The following is a 19,535-nucleotide window of genomic DNA, read 5'->3' as shown; positions in this document are numbered from 1 at the left end:
CTTATAATGTGCTTAAAATGCCAGGAAGTAAGTATTTGTAAAAAGCCTCATTTTCGCGTCAGGTAGGAAAACCTGCTTGCTACAAGGTAAATGTCCGATCTATTGTTATCTGAAAAAATGCTGTGTCAGACCAAGTCTGAACCTCTTAGAAACCTCTAAGTTAGGTTTAAAGCGAGATATAAAAAATAATTTCAAATATTTTCTCCTTTTTATATAATCCGGTATAAAACAACATGAATTGTGACTCTGACAATTCATCTAATCGTATTTGCTGCCAAATACCATATATTAGGTGGTTTAGTTTTTAGACCGTAATGAGCAGTCCCGATCTGTACCAGCCCGACAGGCAGCGGCTGTTCCTTCCTCTTTATAAAGCACCGGCCAGGCAATTTATTTTCTCTCTCCCTGATTACGGGTTTTGATCCCTCTGCGAGTTATGAGCATGAATTCCTAACCTACCAACCTACCCATTTTCCTGACATGAGCCAAGAACACATTTCAACCGGCCCCGCCGACCGAGGGGATGAAGTGCGGTCCCGGTTGCCAGAATCCAAAAGACTCGGTTTCTGGAGCAACACTTTTATTTTATGGGGACTGGTGCTTACGGTTTCCAGTTTGCTTGTAGGGGGCCTGGTCGGCAGCCAGCTTTCGTTCAAAGAGGCGATGCTGGTCATTGCTATGGCCGGCGTGTTTAACAGTGTAATTGCCATATTGATTGGCATTATCGGTGCCCGCACAGGCTACACTAGCGCCATGCTTTTTCGCTATTCCTATGGTAACTGGGGGGTAGTACTGCCCAATTTCATCCTATCGATAACCACGGTGGTATGGTTTGCCGTGATTCTGAATCTAACGCGGGACGCCACCGTAGGAATCATGGGAATTACCCAGGAATCTGCTTTTGCGTATTGGGGGATCACATTCCTGATGGCAGTGGTTTTTCTGGTCCCGGCGTATAAAACCATGAAATGGATCGCTTACGTGGACTACCTGGCAGTCCCGGCTATTGTGATAATTCTGATTATAACGATATGGGGGGCGCTGGATATCGGGGGCGGGCTCAAAGCAATTATTGCACGCGCTCCGCTACAATCAGCCTCGGCACTGGTGGTTTTTACTTCTGCCGCGGGCGGCTGGCTTCATGCCAATACAGTTATCTCCGATTTTACGAGGTTTTATAAGAATGGGAAACAAGCCGCTATCGGGTTATTTCTGACCTACGGTGTCCTGATGGTGCTTCAATATGTCGGCGCTACACTGGGTGCCCTGGCAACCGGCGAATGGAATATTTTCCTGATCATGGACCGGTTCGGTTTATTGCATGTATCATTTTTCGCAATCTTTCTCGGTTCCTGGTCTACCGCCATGGCGGCTATTTATTTCGGGGCGAATATGATGGCCGCTCCGCCGATACCCGAGTATAAAAATGAAGAGACGAACCGGAAACTGGTATTGCTGATATCCTGGGCGCTGGCCTTGTTTTTTTCCTGGTATGGTCCCGACCAGATATTTAACTTCTTCCTGCAATTTTTATCATGGCTCATCGGCCCTATTGCTGTCACCGTAATGATCGATTACTGGCTGTTCCCTGAGCGGAAAATTTTGTACGAAGGGAAAGACGGCTCTCCCGACATGAAAATCAATCCGGCGGCATTTCTGGCCTGGATCACAGGATTCCTGATCGGCTATTTTTCCCAGCGCTTTTTCATTTCCCTGATCAACGGCATGGTCGTAGCCGGCTTTATTTATTATGGATGGATGCGCATAGCACTGAACAGAAAAACAACCCCTGAAAGTCAGCTTCGCAACCTCTTCACGAAAAAAATACCTGACCCTGTTTCATTGGAAGAACCTCTCAACCCACAGCATTAAACCCCATGCGTTACGAACTCATGTACCCGGCCGACATCCGTGCTGCGATCGATGCCCATACGCCGACGGTACTGGCACTCGGAGTGCTGGAATACCATGGCGAACACCTGGTGACGGGCGTAGACACGCTTGTGATCGTCCGCGCCCTTGAAATCCTTGAAAAGGAGGTCCCTATGGTGATCCTTCCACCTTTTTACTATGGAGCGAGCAGCTTTGCGGTAGAGCCTCCCGAACGAAAAGGCAGCGTGCACACCGGCCCGCAGATCCTGTATCCTTTTGCGCAGAACCTGTTTGACAATCTGCTGCGCATCGGTTTCAGGAACATCCATGTGTTTGTACATCACCAGAGCGAAAATTTCACGGCCGGTATGCCCACTGACCTTTCTTTCAAACTGGCAGCCCGTCAGGCTACTTTTTCTTTTCTGGAAAAGGAGCGGGGCGAAGGCTGGTGGGGCAATGCGGCGTCATCCGAATATTATGAGCAGCACAATCAGGGAAGCGATCCTTTCAACTGGATACGCATACACCCGTTTCTCAGCCCGGAAATCCAGGCCGAACATCCCATCGACCATGCAGGCAAGCTGGAAACCGCGCTCATGCAATCCCTATGCCCGGAAGGCGCTGATATGCAGCGTTTCAAAACCGGCACTTGGTATACAGAAAGTGCCCCGCAAGCCACAAAGGAATATGGCGATAAGGTAAAAGAACTCATCCTCGACCACCTCAGACAAACTTTGGGAAGCCATGAATGATATCCAAAAAACGCCTGTTCTTCCCATGCTCATTATTGGCAGCATGTATGTGATCCTGGGATTTTCTGTCGGCATCAATGCTTATTTTATACCGTTTGTGCAGGAGGCATTCACTGTTTCCACGGCTGCGTCCTACCTGATCATGACTGCTACTTTTTCGGCTTACGTACTTTTTGGTGTGCCTTCGGGCAGCGTCCTCAAAGCCCTCGGTTACAAAAAAGGGATCAGCATTGCTTTTATTACAATTGCCGCTGGTTTTGCCTTGATCGGCTATGCGGCCAGCATCGTGAGTTTTGCGCTTTTTCTTTTTGCACTTTTTATCATCGGCACCGGCCAGACTTTGCTAACCGGAGCGATCAATTCCTACGTCACTATCCTGGGCCCGGCCGAAAGTGCGGCCAGCCGGATCAGCACCATGGGCATCGCCGATAAACTGGCGTTGGCAGGCGCATCGCTGATCCTGGGTATATTTCTGGACCTGGGCAATGTGCAGCTTGGGGATGCCATTGTGCCGTTTTACATCATCGGGGCAATGCTGACGGCGATTGGTATACTCTCGCTCTACTCACCTCTGCCCGAACTGAAAGCACCGGGTGAGGACGAAAGTGAAGACGAGATCAATGAGGTGTCGGTTTATGCCAACAGTAAGACAAGCATTCTTCAGATCCCGCATGTGCTGCTGGGCGTCGTGGCTATATTTTTTGACGTGGGTGTCGAGATCATCGCTTTGGGTTCCATTAATGACTATGCCAAAGTGCTGAACCTGCCTTCACCGGAAAACTACGTCTGGCTGACCACGTTTGGCATGGTAGCGGGTTATCTGCTGGGCGTGTTTTTTATTCCAAAACTGGTAAGCCAGCGCATGGCACTGGTTCTTTGTGCAGTTTCCGGGATGTTTATAACTGTTTCTATCACGATGGTTCCTCCGGCAATTTCCATTTATCTGGTCGCTGCGCTGGGTTTATCGAATTCATTGCTCTGGCCTGCCATTTTCCCGCTGGCGCTCGCCGACCTCGGTAAATTCACCAAAACCGGCTCTTCTATTCTGGTGATGGGGATCATTGGTGGTGCGGTATTGCCGTTGCTGTTTGGCTACGCGGCTGATCTTTATTCACACCAGATGGCCTATCTGGTGTGTCTGCCATCCTATTTTTATATCCTTTATTTTGCGGTAAAAGGCAGCAGGATCAGGACCGGGGCACCTGTTGAAAATATTTTTCCGGAAACCGGCATAAGGGTCTGATTTATGGATAAATTATTTAAAATCAATCCGCTGGACAATGTATACGTCGTCCGGCAGACTGTGGAAGAAGGAGAAACAATGGTCATAGACGGTCGTGTTTTTACTTCAAAAAAAACATTGGGGCTGGGACATAAAGTGGCTGCCTGTGCAATTCCCTTTGGAAAGCAGGTAATCAAATTCGGTATCCCGATCGGCTCGGCGACTGAGGACATCCGCTTCGGCGACCACGTTCACCTGCACAATCTGAAGAGCGATTATATTCCCACCTATACTTTAGACCATGAATTTATCAAACCCTAAAACGGGCACCGGATTTCTGCGGAAGGACGGACGAAAAGGCATCCGTAACATTGTGCTGGTGGCTTATCTGGTGGAATGCGCACATCATGTGGCGCGCAAGGTAACCTCACGGTTTGAAGACGAACCCGTTCATCTGATCGGATTCAGCGGCTGCTATCCGAATGGTTACGCCGACAAAATGATGAATGCACTATGCACACATCCCAATGTAGGCGCGGTACTGCTGGTGTCGCTGGGCTGCGAAAGTTTTAACCGCAACCGGCTGTATGAACAGATCGCCGCCAGCGGCAGACCAGTCAGGCTGATAGGCATTCAAACGGCCGGGGGGACTGGAAACAGTGTGCAGGAGGGAATTTCTTTCGTTACGTCCGCGCTGGAAACGATCAGAAAAGTGCCCCGCGTGCCGTTTTCTGTGGATGAGCTGATCGTCGGAATCGTTTCGGGCGGAAGCGATGCCACAAGCGGCATTACCGCCAACCCCGCAGCCGGACTGGCTTTCGATATGCTGAATGAAGCAGGCAGTACCACGATTTTTGAAAACACCGGCGAAATGATCGGCCTCGAAAATCTCCTCGGCAACCGTGCAAGACATCCGGCACTGGCGGAAGAATTACAAAAGGCGGTAGCAAAGGCGGCACGTTACCATGCGGTCATGGGTCACGGCAGCTTTGCGCCGGGCAATGCGGAAGGCGGGCTTACGACTCTGGAGGAAAAATCGATGGGCGCATATTGCAAAAGCGGCACCGCGCCGATTACCGGGCTGATCAAACCGGGCGATCCTACAACAGTACCGGGCTTGTACCTGATGGATATCGTGCCGGACGGGGAGCCGCGTTTCGGGTTTCCCAACCCCAATGATATTTCCGAAATGAACGAATTGATTGCCTCGGGCGCGCATTGTGTATTGTTTACTACCGGCCGGGGATCGGTGGCGGGCTCAGCAGTTTCGCCGGTCATCAAGATTTGTGCAAACCCGGAAACCTTTGCGAGAATGGAAGGAGATATGGATATCAATGCCGGAAAAATACTGACCAATGAGGCGTCGACCGAAGAAGTGGCACAAGAGATTTTCGACAAAGTCATGTTTGTAGCACAAGGTGGAAAGAGCTGTTCGGAGCAGCTCGGACATTAGGAATTTTCGCTGGGTTACAAATCCTTCGAACCGATAGGGCCATCGTGCCTCGCTTATTAATGATCAAAACCATTTGTAATGAAAATAGACAGCCACCTGCATTTCTGGCATTATGACCCTGTAAAAGACGCCTGGATCACCGATGATATGGCGGTGATTAAAAATGATTTTATGCCCGGCGACCTGCTCAAGTTACTTGAGGCGGAGGGTATCACCGAGGGCATCGCGGTACAGGCTGACCAGAGTGAACAGGAGACGCATTTCCTGCTCGACCTGGCTGCTGAATATGATTTTATAAAAGGCGTTGTCGGCTGGGTCGATTTTCGTGCAAAAAACATCGAAGAACGGCTGGAGTATTTTTCACAGTTCAGTATGCTCAAAGGTTTCCGGCATATTGTACAGGCGGAGCCGGAAGACGATTTTCTGCTGCGTCCTGATTTTCGCAAAGGCATTGCAGCACTTTCCAGCTACGATTTCACTTACGATGTCCTGATCCACCCGAGACATATCCCCTACGCTGTCGATTTCGTAAAACTTTTCCCGGATCAGCGGTTTGTAGTTGACCATCTTGCCAAGCCTTTTATCAAAGACCAGCTGTTCGACGACTGGGCTGAACAAATGCAAGCCTTTGCCCCGATGGAAAATGTAAGCTGCAAACTCGCCGGACTCGTGACCGAAGCCGACTGGAAAAACTGGAAGTACGGGGATTTTCAAAAATACGTCGATAAAATGCTGGAAATATTCGGCCCCGACCGGCTGATGTTCGGAAGTGACTGGCCGGTATGCCTGGTAGGAGCTTCTTACGGAGAAGTTTGCGAGATCGTAATAAGAAACACTGCCTCGCTCAGCGAAACTGAAAAGGATAAGCTCTGGGGCGGGAGTTGCGCCAGGATATACAATGTCTGAACCCGCGCTTGTTTCCGATGAAGAATATCATCTCTTAACGGTCAGCACTACACGCATCGCGGACGGAGGCGGCGGTTCTTGGTTATTGGTTCGAATTCTAGGTGGTAAACAAGTAACTGAACGGAATAAGCACTTTTCATAGAAAGTGTTTTAGCAAACCCAATCCCAATTCCCTAAACCTCCTCAAAATACCGCGCGAAATCCTGTGCGGGACCACCTTCTATGAAAAAAGCAGCCGCCGCCATTCTCTTCTTCTGCCTGATCTCTACCCTTTCATTTGCACAAAAAAACGACTCTTCGCCCAAAAAAATCGCCGCGAAAGATCGTTTTGCTGGTCTGCATCTTGATTTCCATGCCATGCTGTGGGATACTTTAATCGGAAAAACTTTTACCGCCGGCCTGATTGACTCGCTGCTGTCCATAGCAAAGCCGGATTTTATCCAGGTCGACTGCAAAGGACATTACGGGCTGTCGAGCTACCCTACCAAGGTGGGTTATGCACCTCCCCGGTTTGAGAAAGATATTATGAAAATCTGGCGGGAAGTCACCGCCAGGCATAAGATCCCGCTGTTTGTCCACTATTCGGGTGTGTTGGATGACAGGGCTGTGGAGCTCCATCCCGAATGGGCCCGGATCAACGCGGACAGCGCCAGAGACAAACGTGCAATTTCATTGCTGGGCGGCTATCCGGCAGCGCTTCTGCAACCGCAGCTTCTTGAACTGATCAAAGATTACAAACTGGATGGCGCCTGGATCGACGGCGATTGCTGGGCGCTCGGCCCGGATTACTCTCCGGCTGTTACGGCCGCTTTTACAAAGGAAACCGGAGTCGCCGTCGCTCCCCGAAAAAGAACGGACAACCACTATTTTGAGTGGATGGAATTCAACAGAAAGCTCTTCAGGAATTATATCAATGACTATGTAAATGTCGCACATCAGGCCAATCCCGACTTTAAAATCACAAGTAACTGGGCATTTTCGTCTATGATGCCTGAAAAAGCAGACCTGCCGGTCAATTTCCTTTCCGGGGATGTAGCCGGTTCGAACAGTGTATACAGCTCTGCTTTCGAAAGTCGTTGCCTGGCGCTGCAAGGCAAGCCGTGGGACCTGATGTCATGGTCATTTGCGTGGAAAAACGACCAAAAATCAACAAAATCCGTAGTGCAGCTCAAACAGGAAGCGGCCGAAGTGCTTGCTATGGGAGGCGGTTTTCAGACTTACTGGCAGCAAAATCTGGACGGGACACCGGAACCTTACCAGTTTAAAAAGATGGGGGAACTGATCCGGTTCAGCAACGAGCGCAAAGCATTCTGCTACGAGGGAACGGTCACGCCGCAGATCGGCCTGATTTTTTCCACCTATTCGTGGAGGCGCAAACCCGCCTTGGGCCTGTATACGCCGCATTCGCAGCAGGCACTCAAAGGATCGCTCAATGTACTGCTGGACAGCCAATTGCCCGCCGAGATCCTGATGGACCACCAGTTGTCCGACAGAATAAAAAATTATCCTGTACTGGTTTTGCCGGAATGGGAAGGTATAGATCCATTACAAAAAGAAGAACTGCTGACCTACGTAAAGGACGGCGGGAATCTGATCGTTATCGGCGCGAAGGCCACGGACGCTTTTGCTGAACAGTTAGGTATAGAAAAAACAACCGGATTTTTGAAAGACAGTCTGATACATGCAGGAATTGGCCATGAGATCATCCGGCTGAAAACAGACTTCAGGCAAGTGCGTCCGTTACAGGGAACGCGTACCGTCGGCAACTACTACCGGGAAGATGACCTTCGGTTCAGAGAAGACAATCCTTTGGCTACTGTAAGTTCGCTTGGTAAGGGTAAAATTGCGGGCGTTTATCTGAATATGGGCGATTTTTATACCCGTAACAAAAACCTGCTGATGCCTTCCCTTATCAAGAGCATTCTGGCCGATATGGATGTAAAACTCTTGTCTACAGTGACCGGCTCAGCAAACGTCCATCAGGTTGTGACCCGCAAAAACGGCAAATCCTACGTACATCTGATCAACACCTCGGGGCCGCATGACAATCCCAATGTGATGGTTTACAACGAGGTGCCTGCTCTGGGCAACATCACGGTAACCCTCCGGGCGTCCGCAGCACCCAAAAATGTAAAATTACAGCCGGAAAATACGCCGTTACAATACAGGTACAGCAATGGAAACATTACCGTTTCGGTTCCGCCGATAGCGATTCACAGCATACTGGAAATAACGCCATAACACTGTGAATCGCCGGGGTAACAACTGTTTTTCAGATCATTCGTTCTGCAGACTTTTGACCGGGTTTGTCAACGCTGCCTTCAGGCTTTGAAAACTTACCGTCAGCAGAGCGATAAAAATGGCCAGCAAACTGGCAGTTACCAGTATCCACCACTCGACATCGATCCTGTAAGCAAAATTTCCCAGCCATTGCCCCATACAATAATATCCCAGCGGGCAGGCAATCAGGATCGCTATGAGGACAGGTTTCAGGAAATCCGAGGAAAGCAATGAAACGATCTCAGAGGGATTGGCCCCCAATACTTTGCGGATCCCGATTTCGCGCCTGCGCTGGTCGGCCATATAGGTCGCCAGACCAAACAGGCCCATGCAGGCAATCAGGATGGCGACTACTGCAAATATGACCGCCACTTCCCCTACCCGCTGCTCGGTCCGGTACATCGCGTCAAATGCTTCATCCATAAACCGGTACTGGAATGGCGCGCCTGTTGCTGCGGCTTTCCAGAGCTTTTCGGCTTGTTTTAATACCGCTGGGCTGGCACCCGCATCCACCCGGAAAGCCATGCGGTCCGGGTGGGTACCCAGTGAAAAAAACAGAGGCCCTATGTTACTGCGCAACGATTCATAATGAAAGTCTTCAACGACACCGATCACTGTGAACGGTTTTTGACCTGGGTCTCCCGAATATAAAAGATGCCCCACAGGATCGGGGTAGCCCAGCAATTTTGCCAGCGACTGGTTGATGATGATCCCGTTTTCGTCAGAGCCGAAGCCCCGCGAGAAACCTCTTCCTTTGACGATTTTCATGCCCATTGTTTTGATATAATCAACATCGACCACCCACGACTGGGTATCGAACATGTTTTCCGGGCTTCGGTCTGCCTGCCTGGCTAGCGTCTGCCCGTTTCTCAGTGACGGAGAAATTGGCAGAAATCCGCTCACCGTGCCGGAAGTGACACCGGGAAGCCCCATAAACTCATTCTTAAATGATTCTGTATGCTCTCCAAGCGCCCTGGCTCCGTCGATAATCAGTATCTGCTCTTTGTTGAAGCCTAAGTTTTTAGTCTGAATATAGGATAATTGACGATAGATAATGATCGTGCCGATCATGAGCATAATGCAGGTAATGAACTGAAAAACAACCAGAATATCGCGGAATGAATTTTTCCCGGCGGGGTTGCCGGTATTTGTTTTCAGCATGGCAATGGGCTTGAAGCCTGATAAGAAAAAGGCAGGATAGCTGCCTGCCAGCAGACCGACCAGCACCGGCAGACAGACGAAAACTGACACCACATAAGGGTTTACCAAATAGCGGATCGATAATTCCTTGGCGGCTATCTGATTGAAAAACGGAATAGCCAGCCAGGTAAGTCCTCCGGCGAGCACAAGCGACAGCGCCGCCGTAAAAATGGATTCAGTCATAAACTGACCAATTAACGACGACCTGGACGTCCCCAAAACTTTTCGCACACCCACTTCCTTAGCACGGGCTGTGGAGCGGGCTGTCGACAAATTCATAAAATTGATGCAGGCGATCAATAGTACAAAAATAGCCACAGCCGTAAAAATGGATACGAACTGCATATTTCCGTTGGCTTCGATCTCCCCGCGACGGTTCGACCGGAGATGAATGTCGGTCAATGCAGTGAGGTTGAATTGAAACCGGGTATCCCCGCGGTTGAAATCCTCCGGGCTTTTGAGTTTCAGCAGTTCTTTGGCCTGAGGGTAAATATATTTTGTAATAACAGTGGCCAGGTTTTTATCAAAAATACGGTGATCGACCCCGTCCTTCAGAAGGATATATGTATTGAAGTTGGTCGTCAGAAAATTGCCCCACCCGTAATCCAGCCCGCTCATCGGAAAGATAAAATCGAAATGAAAATGCGAATTGGAGGGAATATCCTGTATCACGGCGCTTACGTAATAGGGTGACTTATCGACTTCAACCGTTTTGCCGACGGCATCAGTACTACCGAAATACTTTTTAGCTGTTGACTCAGTAATCACAACTGAATTGGGCCTGACAAGCGCGGTTTCCGGATTTCCGGAGCGCACAGGCAGGTCAAAAACCTTGAACAGGGTGGAATCAGCAAATACCGTACGTGGCTCTTCCAGGTACTCATTGCCTTTTCTGACCAGCCGGGAGCCGTTTTGGGTAAAAAACCGGACGTACGCTTCTACTTGCGGGAAGTCATTTTTCAGGGTCGGGCCGATCGGGTCGGGGGTTTCGGCCAGATCCTGTTCTGTGCCACCGAACTTGGCGTAAGTATTGATGCGAAATATCCGTTCCGCTCTGGAGTGGAACCGGTCGTAACTTAGCTCATCGACCACATACAGCATCATCAATATGCAGCTAACCAAACCCAGTGTCAGCCCAAAGATATTCAGCCCGGTGTTGAGCGGATGTTTGAGCATGTTCCGCCACGCAACTTTAAGGTAGTTCTCTATCATAAAAGGATATATATGAAAATGTAACTGAAGTAGCACGCTATACGTCATCAAACGCTATGCCAAAACTGAAAATCCATTTTTACAAGGAAAAATGAAGAAGTACGAAAATGGAACTGTCCGATATCGTACAAAACTGTCCGCTCCCGGGGTTGCCAGATTGCTTTTTATGCGATATTGCAATCAGAAAAAGTCACTACCCGTTAAGTGACTGCCAAACCAAGGTATTGTTCACCAGCAAATCCGGAAATATGTCAGCAAAGGTTTTCTACTTCCCATTTTTAGTGATACTGATCCTACGCTCTCAGGCGATCAGCGCCCAGGTCTTAAAACCTGGTTTCAATAAACAAGAATATCTGGAGACATTAAAAATCAACCAGAAAGCGCACATTGCACTTAATAAATGGGCCGAAATCACCACCATTCCGGAACCGGAAAACTTCAGGTTCGTCTACCGCTCGCCCGTTGTGGCCTTTGATAATATCTGGGATTTGTGGGTACACAAAGATCAAAGAGTAGCCATGATCGCCGTGCAAGGCAGCATTGCTACCGGCGCGAGCTTTTTAGCAAACTTATATGCGGCTATGATACCGGCAAAAGGCGAGCTGCAGCTGGACAAGGATTTTAAGTTTACCTACAATTTGTCGAATAACCCTAATGCGGCTGTGCATGTCGGATGGTTTGTAGCTATGGCGTATCTGTCCAAAACCATTGAACATAAAATCGACTCTTGCTATAAATCAGGAATTAAAGACTTCATTCTGACCGGTCATAGCCAGGGTGGCGGGATCACATTCATGCTCAATTCTTACCTGGAAAATCTTAAGTCTGACAAAAAATTACCGGAAGATATCCGTTTCAAAACCTATTGCAGTGCTGGTCCTAAACCGGGTAATCTGTACTATGCCTACGACTATGAGAACATGACAAAGGGCGGCTGGGGATACAATGTTGTCAACACGGCAGACTGGGTGCCCGACGTGCCGTTTTCCGTTCAGACAGTCGATGATTTCACAGCTGTGAATCCCTTCCGTGGAGCGAAGGCGATGATCAGGAAACAAAAATTCCCAAAGAACCTGGCCTTAAAGCATGTCTACAACAGAATGAGCAAACCCAGCAAACGGGCCAGAAGGAACTACCAGAAATTTCTGGGTAAAATGGTTTCAAAAGCCGTAAAAAAGCAGATCCCCGGCTTTAACGTCCCGGCTTTTTATAATAGTAACTATTACGTAAGAACGGGTAAAACCATTGTCCTGCACGCGGATGAGGCGTATTTCAAAGAATTTAACAACAGTCCTGACAATCCCAATATCTGGCAGCATCATTTTCCAAAGCAGTATCTCTTTTTGGCGGAAAAGCTTCCGGCCAATATGATTGAATAACGGCCGGATGTTTCAATGTTAATGATGCGGGTTCATGCTATTCCAAAAACACATCATTGGGCAACGTTATGTGACCCGTCAGGGTCAGGACATGCCACGGTCCCGTCGGGACCAAATATTGATAGCGCCGTTCGTATGAGATTGACAAGTCCCAGCGGGACGGTATATGGGTACAAAAAGAGCTGCGAAACGTGTTCGCAGCTCTTTTTATAATCCATCGATTGCTTTTGTGAAAATCGGCTTTCGCCACTTTCACAACCTGAATATCAATACGTATATCTCAAAGTTACGCCATAGGTACGCTGGTCGCCAACGATCCCTGCATATTGTCCGTAGCTCCCCGGAGCAGCCAATAGTTGCTCGTAGTAATTCTTGTTGAAGACGTTTCTGCCCCAGAAGAAGAACGAAATTCCATTAGATGCCCTGAAACCCGCCCGTGCATTGGTAAGTCCATACCCATCGATATTCAGATATTGGGATGGTGAAGGACTTGACGAGAATTCCGACCGTAAAAATTCATCAACACCCAGGAAGTAATTTCCTTTCAGGCCTATAAAGGTTCCTTTCACAACAACCTCGCCACCTATTGATCCCGACCATTTGGAGATACCCGGCAGCCTTCCTCCGGACACATCCTTGAAAGCCTGAGGTCCTCCTACTTCTTCCAAGGGTACCGGTGCATTGGCGAAACGGACATACTTACCATCAGTGTAAGCAACCGCAGCGTTCAGCGTGAGTGCACCAAACCGGATGTTACCATCTACTTCCGCTCCCTGTACCCGTACTTTTTCTGCATTGGCCAGATATCCCCTGTTTACACCAGGTTCAGGAGTTTGCACCTGGGTTTGGTAATCGTCGATATCAGAGCGGAAGAAAGTCAGGTTCAATACGGAATTCCGTGACGGTTTGGTTTTGATACCAAATTCTTTGTGATCCACGTATTCAGGTTTCACATTGGCAAGGTCGAGCAAAATCTGTCCGTTTGCTGTTGGCAAACCACCTACATTCACACCAATTGGCTTGTAACCAATGGAATAAGTAGCATAGGCATTAAAACTGCTGCTGGGTTTATATTGCACAGACAACTGCCCTGAGAAATTTCCCTCCGCATAATCCGTGTTAAAAGCTTGATTACTGTATACCCCGTTTTTCAAAGCCACCAATGCGGGGTCCGTTGTCTGCAATCCTCCATAAGCCACCCGGTTGTAATCAACAACTTTTTTGTCGTAGTTGTAACGTATCCCCGGCAACACGTGGATCTTGCTTGTGACAGCCCAGTCGGCCTGCGCGAATACTGCCAAACTCGTGCTCTTGATCTCGTTTGTAGTGCGTATACCGAAATTGTCAAACAGACCCGGAGTTTTCCAAAGCGGACTGGTTGAGCTTTGTGCAAACCGCCATTGGGCCGAACCCGCTTCTTCGGTTTGTACCGGATCGGATGTCAGGTCCTGCCAAAGGCCGAACACACCTACTACACCGCTCAATTTGGGTGATATTTTCCCGGAGTAGCGTATTTCCTGTGACCACTGATCGTGCTTGGAGTTACCCGACGAAATCGTAAATACCGGCAATCCAATGTAATCCCTGTCGTTCAGAGGTGTCCATTTCCAGTAACGCCACGCAGATGTAGAAGTCAGTGTTCCGTTGCCTATTTTAATATCGGCGTTTACCGAAACACCTCCCAATTGGTTATCAGCTTTCGAAGGTGTATCAAGATCCAGTACACGGTCAAATGCACTTTTATAAGGAAGTGTATATCCCAAATCAGCGATAATGTTGTTGAACTGCCTGTAATCGGCTCTTTTGGTAGTTACTACCCCAGCCACCGGCCAGCCGTAGCCGGTAGGTTTCTGATCCGAAATATCCCCGATCACGGTGATATTTACTTTTTCGCTGGGTGCATACAGTATCTGCCCTCTTACACCGATGTTATTAATGTCGTTGATCGGCAATTGCGTATGAGCATTAAAAAAAGTACCGTTACGCTGGGTACCTGTAAAGGAAACGCGCGCGGCCAGTTTTTTGCTGATCGGTCCGGTGAGGGACGCTTTGGCCTGTACAAAACCCAAATTACCATAGCTCAGCTCAAAGTTGGCGCCGGGGGTAAAGCTGGCAGCGCGTGTAGTGATGTTGAAGGCACCCGCAGTTGTGTTTTTTCCAAAAAGCGTTCCCTGTGGCCCGCGCAGTACTTCAACACGTTCGATGTCAATAAAATCGAGTGCAGTGGCCGCAGGACGTGCATAGTAAACACCGTCCACATAAAAGCCCACACCAGGGTCAACTCCATCGTTGGTTAATCCGTAGGTTGAGCCCAATCCGCGAATGTTAAGCGTTGTATTTCTGGCATTGGAAGCATACAATTGCACAGTAGGTACCAATTCCTTCAGCCGGTTCACATTAAACGCACCGGCATCTTCGGCCCTGGTCCCGCCAATAACGGAAATCGGGATGGGTACTTCCTGAGCGGATTCCTGACGGCGACGTGAGGAAATCACTACATCTTCCAGTTGTGTATTATTTACGTCGAGTTTGATCTCAACCTTGCTTTCGTTAATCAGGACTTCTTTTTTAAGATAACCTACATAAGTTACGATAAGCGTGAACGGTAACTTCTGGCCGGTAACCAGGCTGAATTCCCCGTTTGCATCTGTAACGTCTCCATTGGTTGTTCCTCTAATTGTCACCGTTGCACCGACCAGTGCTTCATTGGTAGCAGCGTCCAGTACCTTACCGGTAACGGTTGCATTAATAGTGGGGCTGTCCTGGGCGGACAGAAATAAAGGGAAAAAGAGTGCAGCTATTAAAAAAGTCGATTTCAAAAATTGTTTCATGCTATAACAGTTGGTGGTTTCTATGTTTTTTAATTATTGGTGACCGAAGAATATTTCAATTCCTACATGACCATGGCTCATGCCCAAGAGTTGGTTCTTTTACAATAAGGTAATGGCAACAACGGAGCTTGGTAAGTAGGAAAAATGTTTTCATCAGAAGAGTTTTTGTTAACACGAAAACAAAGGTATTAATTTTTATATAGTATATAGACTTTGTAGGATAGTAAATTAAAAAATTTGTATCATTAAATTTTACAAACCAATGTAAATAATTAAAAATCAATAACTTGTACGATGTTATTGTCCGAAATTATTGAGACAGTTCACTACGTTGATCCTTCGACCTGAACAACGGATAGCCTAATTGCACCTACCACGGTTCCTCTTGATAGCCTTCCAGGCCAATATGCTCTGAAAATTCCCCCGTCATTTTAGCTGGTTCAAAGATCATATCCCAGATAAAAAACATGTTTCCCTAGTTCCCGTTGACAATCCCGATCCCGTCAGCATCCGTAGCGGCATGGTGGGCATGATGGGGGCCGTAGTAAAGATCAAAACGGTAGCAACTATACGTGATGGAAATCCGGGCAAGAGAAATTAATTACCCCAAAAAATTTCGTTTGACGGGTATCATGCCGAAGGGATTTATAATGATTTTTTACCTCCAAATGTTTTGGAAAGAATAATTTAAACTACATAAAAACGTCGAATCCAAGACTTTGATCTCTGATTCGACCTTTTTTGGTATTACGAATTGGCTTTTACTTTTTCGGTATCACGGGAAACTGGGATATCCTGAGATTTGTGCAGCCATACGGGATCAGGACGATGTCCTCTTCCTGGTCCTCCGTTTCCAATTGATAGGTAATGCTGTAAGGTACGGGACCTGCCATTTCATTGTAAAGGCCCCACGACGGAATCCGCCGGGCTTTGGTTTTTATCTGCATAGGCGCGTTTTCCGGATTCCAGGGATAAGCGGAAACCGGCTTCGCGACTTCCCATTTATACTGCTCTTCCAGTTTGTTGTCCGGCGTATAGATCAGCCCGTAATTCCAGGGAGTGCTCGGGCGTAGTTCGGTATAGACTGATCCGTAATCTACCGGGTCCTTCTGATTCTGCACCGTTTTGGAAGACTCCCCTACTTTCAAAGCATACGTAAGTGGTCCGCGCTCCACCGAAACAGAATTTTCGACCCAGGTATTTTTGAAAATATGCATCGGCAGGGTCAGCTCAACGACATCTCCTTTTTCCCACTCCCGGGTGAGTTTCACAACCTGGTTTCCGTCCGGCTCCAGCCAGAGTTTGCCGTTCACTTTGATCGATCCTTTGCGGCACCATTCCGGTATCCTCAAATGAAACGGAAATATTGATTTGGCGGATGGAGAAATGGTAAACCGGATGGTTTCTTCAAAAGGATATGCTGTTTCTTCCTTCACAGCCACGTCAATTCCGCTGGGTAGCCTGATCTTTGCTTCGCTGGCGGAATACGCCAATGCCGCAATGCCTTTGTCGGCAGTGGCATACCAGAGGTTCTGTACGAATTTGGGCCAGCCCTGGTGCATGTTGGAAGTACAGCACGGATATCCGGTTAGCAACCCCGTACAAAGGTCGGTTCCTCCATGGTTAACGTCGAAATTGCGGTGATGCCGGGTGGTCATTACCTGATTGGCCTGCTGAAAATACTGACGCGTCATGAAGTCGTCCGAAATCTGCGTTGGCAGAGCGTTAAATGCTACTTTTTCGAGCATGTCGGCGTAACCTACGTCACCAGTGATTTCCAGGATACTTTCCAGCGAAAACATCATTTCCACCGCTGAGCACAACTCGGAACCCTGCGTGGGATCGTTGCCATGCAATGCTTCATCGCCTCCATACAACCCATGTGCCATCCCGTTAAATTTCCGGATATCTGCAAAACCCTTCCTGGTTGCATCCAGGTATTTTTGATCGGGATGATGCTGAAAATAAATAAGCGGTGCTTTGATGCCCTGCGCCAGATTGACACAATGAATGCTGCCCCGGGTCGATAACAAATCCGTATTCAAAAAGGCATTGGTATAGTCAAAAGTTTGCGTGTGTATCAGGTTGCCGAGATCGAGTAAAAACTTGTCGCCTGTAATGTTATACAGCCAGTATACGATCATCAGGTTGTCAGCACCACGGTAGCGGGCCCAGAACGTCCAGTGGTCCAGGGGTTTTGCGGGTAGCTGTTTGAGCTGATATTTAAAATAATTGGTCATCAGTGAAATAACACGCTTGTCGCCGGTAGCCGAATAATACTGTTTCAAAATTTTCAGCATCACCATTTTCGGCCACCAGTCACGGCTGTTGTCGCGCTGCACGCCGGGCTCACGGCCATAGTCTTTCGACGGGCCGAAATATCCGTCGGACTGCTGGCTGCTGATCGCCCACTCTACCCAGGGCTTCGTTTTGGCGATCAGTTCCTGGTCGTCCAGTATGTAGGCGAGCGGAAGTAAACCGTCGATCCAGTACGGCCCCCTCTCCCATTGATCGCCATCTCCGCCCAGCCAGCCGTTGCGCTTTCCCATCACCAATGGGTACAGCTCGTCAAGCTTGCCCGTTGCCCCGTTTTTCTGACTGACAAGCATTTCCTTCAGCCACCCCTGCGGTTTGATAGCACCCAGCGGAAGTTCACTGTACGGATTGGAACGCAAAGGGGCACGGCTGCCCGAATAAGCTCCCGCCGGACGGGTAACAGACTGACCGGCAGCCTGGAACAGTACAGTATAGAATAGAAAAAGAAAGGAAAAGATTGTAATTGTTTTCATACGGATTTTGATGACCTGAGTATTGTGTCAATTTATAAAACTTATCAGATGGACAGGGTAAGCTTTGTCAATGAAGGAGCAAAAGCGCGTTCCACACCGTCAACAAACACCCGCAAACCGCTTCCTTTTCCATATTTGGTGCCGGTTTTATCGTACAGGACAGTAATATTTTTACCGTGGTACGAAACTTTGTCCAGACAAAAATAGTCCCAGGTATTGTCAGGAATAAGCGGGTTAACTACCAGCATGTTTCCAGCTTGCGGCCTGATTCCGACCAGTCCGGAAATGATATGGTCGCCGAAAGCAGAATGGTTGTAGTCTTTTCCCCTTTCACGGCCTCCTTTTTTAGCAGACCAGCTGCCATTTTCCATGGTCGACAAACGCGTGCGCGAAATCCAGTCGCCGGTAAAAGGGTTCAGGTTCTCATCTATCCAGGGTACGAGTTTGCCGTCTTCCCTCACCCGCTGATGAGAGCGGCTGTATGTAATGAGCAGTTTCCAGAAATCATATTTTGTCATCACCTTCTGGTTGTAATTATTGAGCAGATTTGCCAGAGATGTTAAAGTAATCGTGGTGGAAAAAGGCCAGCTCGGGCCGTTCCACTGGCATTCATGTCCCTCGTAGGCAATGCGAAATCCGGCGTGCCGCTGCTCGGTGGAAGTCGGGCCATAGGCAGCCCAAAATCCCTTTTCGTCTGTCAGCTGTGACCAGGCGATGGCGTGTTTTTCCTCCGGGATCGAGAAGTACCAGGGTGTAAATCCGTGCAGCTCCCGAACGTCGGCTTGTTTTAATGCAGGCAAACCTCTTGGAATAACCTTGAAAAACTGAGCCCGGTCATCCCATAGTTTACCCAATATCTGCTTTCTGATATAGACCGCCTTTTGGTTATACTCTTGTTCGATAGCATTATTGCCGGCCATTTTGGCGATATGGGACAAAGCCTTTGCATTGCCGTACATATAGCTGTTGATCGTGGCCCGGTATCCCTCGTTTTTCTTCCCGTATGCGCCGGATACAGACACCTCCATACCGTCGCGATCGTCTGTCTGCCAGAATAAGCCTGTCGAATCGAGCCTCATTTTCTCCCACTCCCGGAAATCGTTGGTCAGATCCGGTAATAAATTTGCCAGGAAAGCTGTATCCGGATGGACTTGCGCAAAAGCACTGATCGCATCCGCAGCCCAGGACGAGTAAGATCGGGGACTTGCGCCTCCCCTGAACCAGAACCTCGCATACTGCTTCAAAAAAGAGGTATCCCGCAACCATCTGCCCTCATAAAAATGATGGCCTGCCGGACAATTGATGGAGTTGTATTTGCCCGCCCAGCCCACATCAGGCAAAAACTCCGTAACAATGTAGCCTTCCGGGGTTTGTTTAAGATGTTTGCGGTACGTCCACCAGCGGAAATAGTAGGTTTGTTCCAGCTGTTTGTCGGGGCATTCAAAAAGCGGAATATTCTGCGACAGAAATTCCCAGGCTTTATCATTGGGAACAAGCTGTTTGTAAATCTCTTCGTCGGCTTCGTTGAAGGCGGTGATATAAGGTCTGAAACGATCCGGTTGTAACACAAAATCCTGCGCCCGGACTGTTAAAATACCTGTCACTCCGACCAGGAAACAAATTATTCTTACCACCATTT

At 48.5% G+C, this 19,535-nt stretch carries 12 protein-coding genes; 8 read left to right on the top strand and 4 right to left on the bottom strand.

The annotated features are described in order from the left end of the window. The first annotated feature begins 480 nt into the window (after positions 1–480). The 7 genes from FBF61_RS15480 to FBF61_RS15450 all read left to right on the top strand — a co-directional run bounded on the left by FBF61_RS15480 (position 481) and on the right by FBF61_RS15450 (position 8,446). Positions 481–1,872, top strand: a complete 1,392-nt coding sequence (locus FBF61_RS15480; RefSeq protein WP_138478753.1) for a cytosine permease — start codon at positions 481–483, stop codon at positions 1,870–1,872. A 5-nt stretch (positions 1,873–1,877) separates the two neighbouring features. Then, complete coding sequence (locus tag FBF61_RS15475; protein WP_138478750.1) at positions 1,878–2,624, top strand: creatininase family protein; 747 nt, start codon at positions 1,878–1,880, stop codon at positions 2,622–2,624. After that, a complete protein-coding gene (locus FBF61_RS15470) occupies positions 2,617–3,867 on the top strand; it encodes an MFS transporter (protein WP_138478748.1) in 1,251 nt (416 codons plus the stop codon). The genes FBF61_RS15475 and FBF61_RS15470 overlap by 8 nt, the downstream gene beginning before the upstream one ends. A 3-nt stretch (positions 3,868–3,870) precedes the next feature. Next, the gene (locus FBF61_RS15465) at positions 3,871–4,167 is read left to right on the top strand and encodes a UxaA family hydrolase (protein WP_138478746.1); all 297 of its coding nucleotides are present in this window, start codon (positions 3,871–3,873) and stop codon (positions 4,165–4,167) included. Next, positions 4,148–5,299 carry a UxaA family hydrolase gene (locus FBF61_RS15460; RefSeq protein WP_138478744.1) on the top strand — a complete coding sequence of 384 codons (1,152 nt, stop codon included), beginning with the start codon at positions 4,148–4,150 and terminating at the stop codon, positions 5,297–5,299. The genes FBF61_RS15465 and FBF61_RS15460 overlap by 20 nt, the downstream gene beginning before the upstream one ends. 78 nt (positions 5,300–5,377) lie before the next feature. Beyond that, a complete protein-coding gene (locus FBF61_RS15455) occupies positions 5,378–6,205 on the top strand; it encodes an amidohydrolase family protein (protein ID WP_138478742.1) in 828 nt (275 codons plus the stop codon). A 222-nt stretch (positions 6,206–6,427) separates the two neighbouring features. Beyond that, complete coding sequence (locus FBF61_RS15450; RefSeq protein WP_138478740.1) at positions 6,428–8,446, top strand: alpha-amylase family protein; 2,019 nt, start codon at positions 6,428–6,430, stop codon at positions 8,444–8,446. Between the two features lie 36 nt (positions 8,447–8,482). Here the strand turns inward: FBF61_RS15450 and FBF61_RS15445 are convergent, their stop codons facing one another. Further along, positions 8,483–10,897, bottom strand: coding sequence for an ABC transporter permease (locus tag FBF61_RS15445; protein WP_138478738.1), 2,415 nt, complete (start codon positions 10,895–10,897; stop codon positions 8,483–8,485). Positions 10,898–11,145: 248 nt separating this feature from the next. On the opposite strand from FBF61_RS15445, the gene FBF61_RS15440 reads away from it, so the two are divergent. Continuing rightward, the gene (locus FBF61_RS15440; protein ID WP_138478735.1) at positions 11,146–12,276 is read left to right on the top strand and encodes a lipase family protein; all 1,131 of its coding nucleotides are present in this window, start codon (positions 11,146–11,148) and stop codon (positions 12,274–12,276) included. 266 nt (positions 12,277–12,542) lie between these two features. Here FBF61_RS15440 and FBF61_RS15435 read toward each other — a convergent pair whose 3' ends face one another. The 3 genes from FBF61_RS15435 to FBF61_RS15425 all read right to left on the bottom strand — a co-directional run bounded on the left by FBF61_RS15435 (position 12,543) and on the right by FBF61_RS15425 (position 19,533). Continuing rightward, positions 12,543–15,107 carry a TonB-dependent receptor gene (locus tag FBF61_RS15435; RefSeq protein WP_138478733.1) on the bottom strand — a complete coding sequence of 855 codons (2,565 nt, stop codon included), beginning with the start codon at positions 15,105–15,107 and terminating at the stop codon, positions 12,543–12,545. Positions 15,108–15,868: 761 nt separating this feature from the next. Then, complete coding sequence (locus FBF61_RS15430) at positions 15,869–17,896, bottom strand: beta-L-arabinofuranosidase domain-containing protein (RefSeq protein WP_138478731.1); 2,028 nt, start codon at positions 17,894–17,896, stop codon at positions 15,869–15,871. 44 nt (positions 17,897–17,940) lie between these two features. Continuing rightward, positions 17,941–19,533, bottom strand: coding sequence for an MGH1-like glycoside hydrolase domain-containing protein (locus FBF61_RS15425; protein WP_138478729.1), 1,593 nt, complete (start codon positions 19,531–19,533; stop codon positions 17,941–17,943). Positions 19,534–19,535: the final 2 nt, after the last annotated feature.

Origin of the sequence: Dyadobacter bucti (genome assembly GCF_005869225.1) — a bacterium.
GTDB classification, from domain to species: domain Bacteria; phylum Bacteroidota; class Bacteroidia; order Cytophagales; family Spirosomataceae; genus Dyadobacter; species Dyadobacter bucti.
This window is presented reverse-complemented; position numbering and strand designations above follow the sequence as displayed.

Bases quoted from the DNA above. Each gene is read 5' to 3' on its own strand.
- FBF61_RS15425 (WP_138478729.1), bottom strand. From the start codon at position 19,533: ATGGTGGTAAGAATAATTTGTTTCCTGGTCGGAGTGACAGGTATTTTA.
- FBF61_RS15470 (WP_138478748.1), top strand. From the start codon at position 2,617: ATGAATGATATCCAAAAAACGCCTGTTCTTCCCATGCTCATTATTGGC.
- FBF61_RS15430 (WP_138478731.1), bottom strand. From the start codon at position 17,896: ATGAAAACAATTACAATCTTTTCCTTTCTTTTTCTATTCTATACTGTA.
- FBF61_RS15455 (WP_138478742.1), top strand. From the start codon at position 5,378: ATGAAAATAGACAGCCACCTGCATTTCTGGCATTATGACCCTGTAAAA.
- FBF61_RS15435 (WP_138478733.1), bottom strand. From the start codon at position 15,107: ATGAAACAATTTTTGAAATCGACTTTTTTAATAGCTGCACTCTTTTTC.
- FBF61_RS15445 (WP_138478738.1), bottom strand. From the start codon at position 10,897: ATGATAGAGAACTACCTTAAAGTTGCGTGGCGGAACATGCTCAAACAT.
- FBF61_RS15480 (WP_138478753.1), top strand. From the start codon at position 481: ATGAGCCAAGAACACATTTCAACCGGCCCCGCCGACCGAGGGGATGAA.
- FBF61_RS15440 (WP_138478735.1), top strand. From the start codon at position 11,146: ATGTCAGCAAAGGTTTTCTACTTCCCATTTTTAGTGATACTGATCCTA.
- FBF61_RS15460 (WP_138478744.1), top strand. From the start codon at position 4,148: ATGAATTTATCAAACCCTAAAACGGGCACCGGATTTCTGCGGAAGGAC.
- FBF61_RS15475 (WP_138478750.1), top strand. From the start codon at position 1,878: ATGCGTTACGAACTCATGTACCCGGCCGACATCCGTGCTGCGATCGAT.
- FBF61_RS15450 (WP_138478740.1), top strand. From the start codon at position 6,428: ATGAAAAAAGCAGCCGCCGCCATTCTCTTCTTCTGCCTGATCTCTACC.
- FBF61_RS15465 (WP_138478746.1), top strand. From the start codon at position 3,871: ATGGATAAATTATTTAAAATCAATCCGCTGGACAATGTATACGTCGTC.